The sequence below is a fragment of the Treponema denticola ATCC 35405 genome (genome assembly GCF_000008185.1).
Lineage (GTDB): Bacteria > Spirochaetota > Spirochaetia > Treponematales > Treponemataceae > Treponema_B > Treponema_B denticola.
The window spans coordinates 667,907-679,926 of record NC_002967.9 but is presented as its reverse complement, the minus strand read 5'-3'; the positions used below and the strand labels follow the sequence as shown (position 1 = coordinate 679,926).

Below are 12,020 nucleotides of genomic sequence, written 5' to 3'. Positions count from 1 at the left end.
GGAGATGAGATGATAGATTTAATCGTTTTTTTAGGCAACTACGGAAAAAAATATGAAAATACAAGGCATAATGCAGCTTGGGTTTTATGCGATTCAATAGAGATAGGCTCAAATGCCGTGTGGCAGAGTAAATTTAAGGGACAATATGCAAAGCTGCCTTCTTCTATGACGCCTGGCAGGGCTGTACATCTATTAAAACCCGAAACCTATATGAACCTATCGGGAGAAAGCGTAATAGCAGCCGCATCTTTTTTTAGACTAAAGCCTGAAAATATTTTAATAGTGCATGATGAACTGGAATTAAAACCCGGCATTCTCAGCTTTAAGTGGTCGGGAGGCCTCGGCGGACATAACGGATTACGCTCCATAAAATCGGTTTTAAATACGGCAGATTTTTTCCGCCTAAGGATAGGCATAGGCCGGCCCGATTTTTCTTCTCAAGGAGGAGATGCTTCCCCCGATATTTCAGGCTATGTGCTTTCCCGTTTTGCACAATCCGAATTGGATGTCCTAAAAAGCCAAGTACCTCAAGCCGACTCTTTTTTTAAAGAATTATTGGAAGCTGATGAGCCTCAAACTCTTATAAAAAAATGGGCTAAAGTATTGCCTTCTCAAAGTTAAACTCTTACTTAAGATTTTTTTTATTTTTCCGAAACTAAAATGAGGATGAGTATGAAAAAATCAGTATTCTTATTAATTTTTATTAGTCTTTTTTTGATGACAGCTTTTTCGGAAAAGAGTATTGAGCCCGAAGTTTATCAAAAACTCGTAGAGTCTATTGTGCGCATTGAAGCTCCTAAAATTAAGGACGGACATATAATCTTTACTTCAACCGCTAGGCGCCATGTAGGTATAGCCTTTTCTCATGAAGACTACAAGCATATTCATTCTTTTCGAAAACTACCCCAAAGCGAACTGTATGAAGGCAAGGAGCCCATCTTATTCTATATTCTCCCGATTCCTGATGAGTTAACGGAAATAAAATATAGGCTTGTAATAGACGGACTTTGGTCATCGGATCCGGTAAATATGAACACAGCCTTCGATAACATACACAGCATGAGTGTTTCACGTATTGAAGTTCCTTACAAAAAAGAGTATAAAACCGAGGTAAGCGGTAAAAGTTTAGTAAAATTTACATATTTAGGAGAACCTAAAAAAATTATAAGGCTTGCCGGCTCCTTTAATAATTGGGATCCCTTTATGTACGATCTTATAGAGGTTTCTCCGGGACGATATGAGTTGAATTTAAATTTACCTTCGGGGACATGGCTATATGCTTACTTTTCAGGCGGAAGCCAGCTGCCCGATAATACAAATAAAAATTATGTATATACGGCCGATGGACGGGTCGCTTCGGTTATAACCGTTAATTAAAGTTTTTATAGGAGATATGATAAACAGTTCGGAAGGAATTCAGCCTCACTGTTTATCTGCCAAGTTTGCCTTTCGGCAAACGTCGCATTATTGTATGCAGTTTGTAAACAAACTGCGTGAAAAAACTTTTTTCAGGATTTGATAATCCTTGCAAAAAGTTTTTATAGGAGATTAAGTATGCACGAATATATTATACAAGGCGGATTTCCCGTAAATGGAACAATAAAAGCAAGCGGAAATAAAAATGCTGCTCTGCCATGCATTGCGGCCGCCATCCTTTCGGAAGAACCCATTATCCTCAAAAACATTCCCGAAATTGAGGATGTCTTTGTAATGCTTCAAGTTTTTGAAGCTCTGGGAGGTCACTACGAAAAAATAGAAAAAAACGTATTTAAGCTCCAAATAGAAAAGGTAAAAACAAGCAAGATACCTGAGGATCTTGCGACAAAGATAAGGGCTTCCATTTTATTTGCAGGTCCGCTTTTGGCAAGAACAGGCAAGGCTGTTTTGCCCCCTCCGGGAGGAGACGTTATCGGAAGGCGCCGTCTCGATACACACTTTTTAGCCCTGACGGAATTGGGCGCCAGAGTCGAAACCGATCAAAATTTTTCTTTTATTGCACACAAGCTGATGGGAGAAGACATATTCTTGGATGAGGCCTCCGTTACGGCAACGGAAAATGCCATCATGGCTGCCAGCCTTGCAGAAGGAACTACCATCATTTCAAACGCAGCAAGCGAGCCCCATGTTCAAGAGCTTTGTAAGATGTTAAATAAGATGGGAGCAAAAATCAGCGGAGTAGGCTCCAATATACTGACTATCGAAGGTGTTAAAAAATTGAACGGTACGGAACACCGCATCGGCCCTGACTATATGGAAATAGGTTCTTTTATCGGTCTTGCAGCCGTTACCCGCGGACAGCTTAAAATTACCGATGTAGAACCTAGAGATATGAGACCCCTGCGTGTAGCCTTCGGCAAGTTGGGCATAGGCTGGTCTTTAGAAGGAACCACCCTTACCGTTCCCGACAAGCAAAAGATGCAGGTAAACTGTGACCTCGGAGGAATGATACCCAAGATTGACGATGCCCCATGGCCGGGTTTTCCGCCTGATCTTACGAGTATAATGACCGTAATAGCAACTCAGGTAGAAGGCACGGTTTTAATCCACGAAAAAATGTTTGAATCCAGAATGTTCTTTGTAGATAAGCTAATCGGAATGGGAGCCCGCATTACCCTGTGCGATCCTCACCGTGCAGTCATTTCGGGCCCAAGCTCCCTCCACGGAAGCGAATTGGTTTCTCCCGATGTAAGAGCCGGCATGGCCATGGTAATAGCCGCCTGTTGTGCCCGGGGAGAAAGCATTATCCGGAATGTCTACCAGATAGAAAGAGGTTATGAGCACCTGGTCGAAAGGCTCAAATCCATAGGCGTAAAAATAGAGCTTAAAGAAAAATAGAAAGCATTGTTATTTTCTATATAATTTTATATATAAGAGCTATTGACCATCTTTATTTTTTTTTGTAAATTGTTCCCCGTTTGTTATCTTTAATCGCAGTGTGCTTCTATCTTTTAACAAGATTTTATTCTGTAAGTATATAAAACTTTAGCTTACAGAATAAAATATTTAACCTACACTCAAATTAAGCACATTTCAATTATTGAATCTTTTATAATATTTAGGAGGATAAATTTATGAATGAAATCAATGGTACAACAGTCTCCAAAGTTCAAGGATTACTCAGATATTCAACTTTAACGATAAGAAAAAAAATAATGATTGCCTTAATTTCGGTTTTATCTGGTTTTTTGATTCTTACAAGTATAGTCCTTGTAAAACAACTTAGTGGAACTTCAAAACGAAATGCTGTTATAAAATTATATGACTCCAGTAAAAACCTAGGCTCCTTTGTTGAGACAGTTATCAAGGATGTATACGATACAAATAAAACCTTAGCAAAGACATTTGAATCCTTCCAAGAAATTCCGCCAGAAAACAGAAGATCTTATTTTAATAGTTTACAAAAAGAAATTTTAAGAGATTCGGAAAAATTTATAGACATATGGACTGTTTGGGAGCCTAATGCTCTAGATAAACTTGACTACAAATTTAAAAATACTGAAGGTCATGACAATAGCGGAAGGTTTATTCCATATTGGACAAAGGTGAACGGTAAAATTTCAATGGTACCCTTAACCGAGTATGTAAGCGGTTTTTGGTATGAAAACCCCAAGACCTCGCAGCATGGTATTTTGATTGAGCCTAATAAATATGAACTCCAAGGAAACATGATTTATGTTGCGGGTACTGCAATTCCAATACGTGATAGAACAGGGAAATCATTAGGAGTTGTAGGAATTGACTACTCCCTTGATTATATGCAGGAAAAACTTTCACAAGAAGTTTTCTTTAAGTCCGGCTATGCAATTCTCATTTCAGCTAAAGGCACCGTTCTTGCACATAAAAATAAAAACCTAATATCAAAAACACTTCCCGAATTTGAAAACAAAGAAATAGCAACTTACTTTTTTGATGCAAAGAGATCTCTTACTCCATTTTTAATTGAAACTCAAGTAAATGGAAATAAGCATCTTGAAGTATTTACGCCTGTCAAGATAGGCCGTACGAATGAAGTATGGTTTGTAGGCACTTCAATACCGGAAAAAGAAATCTATGAAGAAAGTACAAATTTAATTAAACTTGTTTCCATAATTTTATTAACAGGGTTTATTGCATCAATAATAATTCTAGCATTTATAATAGATGGGATCACAAAGAGAATCTCAAGCGTAGTTAAGGCTCTCAGAAATATTGCGCAAGGAGATGGAGACTTGACAGCCCGTTTAATAGGAAAGGGTAAGGATGAAATTGCAGACCTATCTCATTCCTTTAATCAAACAATAGAAAAAATAGGATTTACAGTAAGGAATGTTGCAAACAGTACTTTGGATATGCAAAAAACAGGCGAGACTCTTGCAGTAAACGTTTTTGAAACAGCAAGTTCAATAAGCCAAATAAGTAAAAATATTTTAAAGGTAAAAGACCAAGCCGAATCTCAGTCGGCAAGTGTGAGCGAAGCTACTGCAAATGTCGAACAAATTCTTCAAACAATAAAACAGTTAGACGGCCGTATTGAAAGTCAAGCTGCAAATGTTGTGCAATCTTCTTCCGCAATTGAAGAAATGGTTGCGAATATTTCTTCAGTAACAAAAATATTGGATCAAAGCGATTCGACAATTAAAGAGTTGGCTGATGCAACAGTCTACGGTAAGGATGCTCTCCACCTTTCAAATTCGGTTACACAAAAAATTGCAGAAGAATCAGGCAGCTTGATTGAAGCTTCAAATGTAATTCAGCATATTGCAAGTCAAACAAACCTGTTGGCCATGAATGCGGCAATTGAAGCTGCCCATGCAGGGGAAGCAGGAAGAGGCTTTGCAGTAGTTGCGGATGAAATCAGAAAATTAGCCGAAGAATCAAGTCTTCAAGGAAAATCAATATCATCTGCTCTTAAAAAATTCTCAGAGGAAATTTCCATATTAGCATCTTCTTCAAAAACCGTAGAAGAAAAATTTAATGCAATTTTTAGTCTTGCTGAAAATGTAAAATCGATGAGCAGCAGCGTTATGGCTGCAATGAGAGCACAAGAGAGCGGAAGCCATAAAGTTCTATCTGCAATTCATGATATAAACAATATAACCGTAGATGTTCAAACAGGCTCCGGAGAAATGCTTAAGGCCGGAGAAGATGCCGTCAAAGAAATGAACAGGCTTGAGGGTTTGACACAGATCATAAATAACAGCATCCAAGAAATGTCGGCAGGCACAAACCAAATACAAACCTCCTGTTCCGAAGTAAAGGGTATTTCACAAAAAAATAAAATGAATATTGAAGCCTTGGCACAAGAAGTCGGCAAATTCAAAATATAAATTAGAGCTTTAAGTTTTCAGAGCCAAATGCTCTGAAAACTTTTCTCCTTATGATTTTAAAATTTTAACCTCTTCCTATTATACCGAATTTGTGATATTCTGAGCCTTAAGTTTAACAAAAGGCTCGGTTTACAATATGCTTAACTTTATTTTAAAGAGAATTTTATACGGTATTCTTACAATGTTCATAGTTGCAAGTATTACCTTTTTTTTAGTGCATATTATTCCGGGAAATCCCATTGAAACCATAGCAGAAAATTTACCTGAAGAAAGACGGAACGAGCTTTATTCTCAATACGGATACGACAAATCTCTTTTTACTCAATATATGGTTTTTTGGAAAAATCTTTTGATGAAGGGTGATTTGGGAACCTCGCTTTATTACCGAGGAAGGCTTGTTACCGATGTAATAAAAACCCACGCACCTATTTCGGCAAGACTGGGTCTCCAAGCATTATTTTTCGGCGTTTCAGTAGGTTTGAGTTTAGGCATATTATCAGCCGCTAAGCGCGGAAAAAAATTCGATTATGCCGTTATACTAATCGCAGTTATAGGAATATCCATTCCCAATTTTGTTCTGGGACAGATGCTGCAATACTTTTTCGGCATCAAACATAATCTTCTTCCGATTACAGGCTGGGGCAGTTTTAAATATACAGTCCTCCCTTCTTTAGCCTTGGCCATAGGTCCGATTGCAAAATACTCCCGCTATATGCGTTCCAATTATTTGGATATTATAAACCAAGATTATATTTTAACTGCAAGAGCAAAAGGAGCTTCAAAGGTAAGAATTATAAAAAGCCATATTTTACGGAACGCTTTTTTACCGATCATAACTATGCTCGGCCCTCAAATAGCTTTTACCTTCACAGGCACCTTTATAATCGAAAATATTTTTTCGGTTCCCGGACTGGGTTCCTATTTTGTACGTTCAATTTCAGAAAGAGATTATACAATGGTAATGGGTCAAACTATTTTTATTTCTTTTCTATATGTAGCATCTCTAATTATAGTAGACATAGCTTATAACCTGCTCGATCCGAGAATTAAGGTGCAAGTAAAAAATGAGGTTCTTTAAAAATGAGCGAGAAAAAAATTGCAAGCTATGATGAGCCGGCTAAGAAACTAAATTTAAGTCCATCGGATTTTGAGCCCGTTCTAAGAACAAAAAAGACGCTTCAAACAACAAGGGTCAGTATAGGCTTTTGGGAAGATGTAAGGCGGAGGTTTAAAAAAAGCAAGAGAGCTCTTTTTTCTTGTGCAGTTTTAGGGTTAATTATTTTGATATGTTCATTCGGCCCGATTTTAAGCGGCCGGTCAGCCGATGACGGAAATTTAAAAGAAAAAAATTTAAGCCCTTCTTTTTCTCATTTTTTTGGAACGGATGAATTGGGGCGTGATATATTTACAAGAGTCTGTAAGGGCGGACGCGTTTCTCTTATAATTGCAATTATAGGAGCTGCAATCGACATGGGAATAGGTTTAATTTATGGAGGCCTCTCGGCATACACAGGCGGAAGAACCGATACTATAATGATGCGTATAGTCGAAATACTTTCAAGTATTCCTTATTTAATTACGGCTATTTTAATTTCTCTTATTTTCGGTAAAGGAATTTTTTCGATTATCATTGCAATGACAATTACAGGCTGGTGTTTTACTGCACGGCTTGTGCGCGGTCAGGTCTTACAGATAAAAAATCAGGATTTTATTTTGGCAGCACAGGCCTTGGGCACAGGTTCATTTAAAATTATAATAAAGCATCTACTTCCCAACACTGTGAGTATTATGATAATAGCCTTAACCTTTGATATTCCTTCATTTATTTTTGGAGAAGCTTTTTTATCTTATATCGGCTTAGGAATTCAACCCCCATATACCAGCTGGGGAGTGTTGGCATCAGAGGCACAAAAGACAATGCTCTTTTATCCTTATCAATTATTTTTTCCTGCCCTTTTTATAAGTCTGACAATTTTATCGTTGCAGATTATCGGCGATGCTTTACGGGATGCAATGGATCCGCATTTAAGGAAATACAAATGAAACCTATTTTACAAGTTAAAGATTTGGCGGTTACTTTTAAAACTTATGCGGGAACAATCCATGCGGTAAACGGTATCTCTTTTAATCTATACGAGGATGAAACTCTTGTACTTGTCGGAGAGTCCGGCTGCGGAAAAAGCGTTACGGCTCATTCAATTTTAAAACTCCTCCCCGGAAAAAAAACACGCATACACGAAAAATCCCAAATTATTTTTGAAGATAAAAATATCTTGGAATATTCCGAAGAAGAAATGCAGCACATAAGAGGAAATGAAATATCCATGATTTTTCAAGACCCTCTGACATATTTAAACCCTACAATGCCCATAGGCAAGCAGGTTATGGAAAGTATTTTAATTCATCAAAGGTTGAGCAAAAAAGAAGCCTTAGAGCGAACTATAAAAATTTTAGAGCTGGCTCAAATTCCTGACCCCGAAAAAAGGCTCAGGCAATATCCTCACGAATTTTCAGGAGGCATGAGGCAGAGGGTTTTAATCTCAATAGCCCTTGCAAGCAATCCTAAAATTTTAATTGCCGACGAACCTACAACGGCACTGGATGTTACAATTCAAGCCGAGATATTGGAACTTATACAAAAAATTCAAAAAGAAACAAAGACGGCCGTAATGCTCATCACGCATGACCTCGGAGTTGCAGCCGAAATTGCTGACCGCATTCAGGTTATGTATGCCGGAAAAATTATCGAACGCGGAAGGGCCGAAGATATTTTTAAAAATGCACAACACCCGTATACGAAGGCTCTGCTTGCAGCCGTTCCCTCAATAGATCAATTAAAAGAAAATAAGCTTTATTCACTCGAGGGCAATCATCCCGATATGCTTTCTATTTCAGACGGCTGTGCTTTTGCCGACAGATGCGAAAAATGTATGAAAGTTTGCCTTAGGCATAAACCTCCCGAAATGCAGATAAGTGATGAACACTTTACTTCCTGCTGGCTTCAACATGAATTTGCAAAAGGAAAAAACAATGGCTGATACTCTTTTAGAAGTTTACAATTTAAAAAAATATTTTACTCTGGGCCGTAAAGAAATTTTACATGCAGTGGATGATGTAAGCTTCACGATAAACCGAGGAGAAACGGTAGGCATTGTAGGCGAATCGGGCTGCGGCAAAACCACTTTAGGGAGAACCGTCCTCGGTCTTTACCGTCCTACTGCCGGAAAAATAATTTTTGACGGGGCCGAAATCGGCTCGGCCTCAAAAAAAGAACTGCATACTTTTAAAAAGAGGGCGCAAATAATTTTGCAAGATCCTTTTGCTTCTTTTAATCCCCGTATGACAATTTCGCAAATTATTTCGGAGGGAATGGAAGCTCACAATTTATATAAAACAAAAAAAGAAAGGGAGAATAGCGTATACTCTCTTCTTGAAACCGTAGGCCTTGTGCCTGAACATGCCAATAGATTTCCACATGAATTTTCGGGAGGGCAAAGACAAAGAATAGGAATTGCAAGAGCCCTGGCAGTGGAGCCCGACTTCATAGTTTGTGATGAGCCTATTTCTTCCCTCGATGTTTCGATTCAAGCTCAAATAATAAATTTATTGATAAGGCTTCAAAAAGAATTTAAAATGACCTATTTATTTATTGCCCATGATTTATCTATAGTAAAATATATTTCCGATAAGGTCGGCGTTATGTATTCGGGAAAACTTGTGGAATTCGCAAAAAGTGCCGACCTATATAAAAATCCGCTTCATCCTTATTCTCAAGCCTTAATTTCTGCAATCCCAAGTACCGATATAGATTCTCCCATGTCGGCGCGGCGTATTCATATCCATGGAGAAATAAGCAGTGCAATCAATCCTCCGCAAGGCTGCCGTTTTTACAAACGCTGCCCAAAGGCTTTTGAAAAGTGTAAATCGATTCCGCCGGAATTAATCGAAACGGAAGAGGGGCACTTTACGGCCTGCCATTTAATCAATCCTCTATTATAAAACCTAAATTTGTTACAACCTTACGCAAACCGAAATGCGAAATTGAAGGGACTTGAACAAAAAAACTATTTTCTTTTTTTATTATTAAAGAGCTGGAACCTCCTCCGTCTAAATGTATAGCATCTTGGGCACCGAGTTTTTTCATAAAAAAATGAGCTTGATCATAAGTTATACCCCTGCTCTTTTTTTTATTTTCACCTTCTGCAAAAAAAAGATATAAAGTTTTTCCTCCATCTGCAAGACCAACACAGGTTCTTGAATTTTCTTTTTTACTGATATTTGTTATTATAGGCTTTCCGTTTTTTAAGATTATTCTATTACCGCTTACGGCATATTCAATATCAGCTTTAATGTCTTCCGTATTTTGGGACTCTATTATAAAGGCAGAATTATCATCTAAAAAGCATAGCGCCCCATATTTAGGGAAAGGCTTAGATAAATTTATTTTTTTATCGATATGAATTCCAAGCGGCTCTCCTCTTAAAGAAAATGAAAAAGATATTACATTAAAAAATGCGGCATTCAAGGCTATTACAGTATTATGCCTTCGAGCGAAACTTAAAGTTGTTTCTCTTTTTACCATACCTTTGCTGTTAAAGAGTGCAGGTTCCGTTACAACTATTTTTAATTTAGGATTAGTCAGATCTATTTTTACGGCATGTATAATGAGAGGATAGTCTTCATATTTAATATGTGAAAGAAAAATCCCTTCAGTCAATTTTTCCCAAACAAAATTTTTTCCCGAATTTTCTATAAAAGAAAATTCAGGACTGTTTTTGGGGTAAAAAGTTTGACAAGAACAAAATAAAAAAATAATAAAAATAAAATACATTAAAAATTTATTGCATTTAGAATTTGAATACATAAATATCTCCGGTAAACCTCATTCTACAATTAAACTTTATAATATTCAACTCCTTTTTAAGATTGATTTTATTATTTTATTTTGATATAATAAAAAAATGAATAACGGTAATAGAATAAAACTTGTAAGAATTGCCTCCTTAATTTCTCTTATAGGAAACATAATAATATGTATCGCAAAACTTGTAATAGGAATTTATGCAAACAGTCTTTCAGTAATCGGCGACGGAATTGACTCTGCTACAGATGTTGCCATTTCTATTATGACCCTTGCAGTAAGTTTTATAATAGGAAGACCTTCGGATAAGGAACACCCATGGGGCCATCAGCGGGCAGAAACTATGGCTTCTTTAATTTTAGCCTTTATAATTATGATAGCCGGATTTCAGTTATGTATCACGGCAGGGGGAAAACTCATAAATGTTTATAAAGGAACCGTAACTATTCTGATGCCTCATATACTTGCAGTTATCGTTACGGTATCTTCAATTGCAGTAAAACTTCTTTTAGCCCTAAACCAGTATATTATAGGAAAAAAAACCGGCAGCATGATGATTCAAGCCAATGCAAAAAATATGACAAATGACGTAATCCTTTCTGCTTCGGTTTTAGCAGGTCTTGCAATTTCCCGCTTTTTTAAAGCTCCTATTTTCGATGCTGTTACAGCCCTCCTCGTAAGTCTTTGGATTATGAAATCGGGTATAGACCTTTTTATGGAACTGAATGTTGAATTAATGGACGGAAATACAAACGATATTTTATATAAACAATTATTTGAGGCTGTAAATTCCGTTGAAGGGGCTCATAATCCTCACCGCGCAAGAATAAGAAGGATGGCAAATCTTTTAGATATAGATTTGGATATTGAGGTCGATGCCGAAATGAGTATCTGCGAAGGCCACAGCATCGCGGAAAAGGTAACTTCAGCAATTAAAGAAAAAATAGAAAATGTTTATGATGTAATGGTACATATTGAACCATATGGGATTCATAACCATGAAGAGGAAGGCTTCGGTTTATCCGAAAAAGATATAAACAACTAATTAAGTTTTGCTTTCTCTTTTTTCCAAAGATCAATAAATTCCAGCATATATTGCTGAATATCGCCGAACCATTCTTTTTGAAATTTACAAGCTTCAACTCCCAAATACCGATAGTGCCAGCTCTCCCATTTATAGCCTGTAATATGCTCCATATCTTTAGGATAGGATAGGGACCAGCCGTATTTCCACGCATTTTTAAACATCCATTTTCCTTCAGCAGTATCGGCATAAGAATCATCAATACTGCCTAAATCGATTACGGTACCCAGTTGATGCTGACTTGCTCCGGGCGGTGCAGAAAAAAACTGAACATCTTTTTTACCATACACATTTACATATTTTGAAAAAAGATTTGCCTGATAGATATAAGAACGATAGCCCGAACTTATCATTATTTCTATCCCTTCTTTTTTTGCAGCTTCTGCTAATTTTTGCAAGGGACGCTCCGCAATTTTTGCAAGATAGATATCATAGCGCTCTAAAAGATACTTTCTATCTTTTACATCATAAAGCAATATAATATTTTTAGGTTCATAGGACTTATCAAGAAAATTAAGCTTATCTACCAAAATCAATTCATCTTCTTTTTCATTTTTCAAAACAACATTTAAGTCCTTAAAAAAAATCTCACGATTATTGTTTATTTTATTAAAAATTTGCTTAGGAAATCTTTTTGAAATATACGTATATACTTTTTTATATATATCTTCATCAGAGATTTTATCATTTGGATAAATAAAAAACATAAATGCAAAAAAGAGAAACAGAGAAAAAATCTTCTTTGGAGTAAAATACATATTTTAAAACA

At 36.8% G+C, this 12,020-nt stretch carries 11 protein-coding genes; 9 read left to right on the top strand and 2 right to left on the bottom strand.

All coding sequences use genetic code 11. From position 1 onward, the window contains the following. The first annotated feature begins 9 nt into the window (after positions 1 to 9). From pth to TDE_RS03060, 8 genes are all read left to right on the top strand, one after another. Positions 10 to 621: an aminoacyl-tRNA hydrolase gene (gene pth / locus TDE_RS03095; protein WP_002672368.1), complete on the top strand. Its 612-nt coding sequence runs from the start codon at positions 10 to 12 to the stop codon at positions 619 to 621. A 51-nt stretch (positions 622 to 672) separates the two neighbouring features. Next, positions 673 to 1,377, top strand: coding sequence for a hypothetical protein (locus tag TDE_RS03090; RefSeq protein WP_002681839.1), 705 nt, complete (start codon positions 673 to 675; stop codon positions 1,375 to 1,377). A gap of 177 nt (positions 1,378 to 1,554) precedes the next feature. Further along, positions 1,555 to 2,835 (top strand): UDP-N-acetylglucosamine 1-carboxyvinyltransferase, encoded by a 1,281-nt coding sequence (gene murA / locus TDE_RS03085; RefSeq protein ID WP_002669886.1) that lies wholly within the window; start codon positions 1,555 to 1,557, stop codon positions 2,833 to 2,835. 236 nt (positions 2,836 to 3,071) lie between these two features. Continuing rightward, on the top strand, positions 3,072 to 5,306 hold the full coding sequence (locus TDE_RS03080) for a methyl-accepting chemotaxis protein (protein ID WP_002681835.1): 2,235 nt from the start codon (positions 3,072 to 3,074) through the stop codon (positions 5,304 to 5,306). 136 nt (positions 5,307 to 5,442) lie between these two features. Beyond that, entirely contained in the window at positions 5,443 to 6,384 is a 942-nt protein-coding gene (locus tag TDE_RS03075; protein ID WP_010956792.1) for an ABC transporter permease, read from the top strand. A 2-nt stretch (positions 6,385 to 6,386) separates the two neighbouring features. Beyond that, complete coding sequence (locus tag TDE_RS03070) at positions 6,387 to 7,349, top strand: ABC transporter permease (RefSeq protein ID WP_002681831.1); 963 nt, start codon at positions 6,387 to 6,389, stop codon at positions 7,347 to 7,349. Beyond that, positions 7,346 to 8,344, top strand: a complete 999-nt coding sequence (locus TDE_RS03065) for an ABC transporter ATP-binding protein (protein WP_002681829.1) — start codon at positions 7,346 to 7,348, stop codon at positions 8,342 to 8,344. Before TDE_RS03070 ends, TDE_RS03065 begins: the two co-directional genes overlap by 4 nt. Next, positions 8,337 to 9,305 (top strand): ABC transporter ATP-binding protein, encoded by a 969-nt coding sequence (locus TDE_RS03060; protein WP_002681827.1) that lies wholly within the window; start codon positions 8,337 to 8,339, stop codon positions 9,303 to 9,305. The genes TDE_RS03065 and TDE_RS03060 overlap by 8 nt, the downstream gene beginning before the upstream one ends. On the opposite strand, the gene TDE_RS03055 is transcribed toward TDE_RS03060, so the two are convergent. Then, complete coding sequence (locus TDE_RS03055) at positions 9,289 to 10,170, bottom strand: phosphodiester glycosidase family protein (protein WP_002681823.1); 882 nt, start codon at positions 10,168 to 10,170, stop codon at positions 9,289 to 9,291. The two genes, TDE_RS03060 and TDE_RS03055, sit on opposite strands and share 17 nt — an antisense overlap. A gap of 97 nt (positions 10,171 to 10,267) precedes the next feature. On the opposite strand from TDE_RS03055, the gene TDE_RS03050 reads away from it, so the two are divergent. After that, positions 10,268 to 11,212: a cation diffusion facilitator family transporter gene (locus TDE_RS03050; protein ID WP_002677008.1), complete on the top strand. Its 945-nt coding sequence runs from the start codon at positions 10,268 to 10,270 to the stop codon at positions 11,210 to 11,212. Here the strand turns inward: TDE_RS03050 and TDE_RS03045 are convergent. After that, on the bottom strand, positions 11,209 to 12,009 hold the full coding sequence (locus TDE_RS03045; protein ID WP_002681821.1) for a M15 family metallopeptidase: 801 nt from the start codon (positions 12,007 to 12,009) through the stop codon (positions 11,209 to 11,211). The two genes, TDE_RS03050 and TDE_RS03045, sit on opposite strands and share 4 nt — an antisense overlap. Between the last annotated feature and the right edge of the window lie 11 nt (positions 12,010 to 12,020).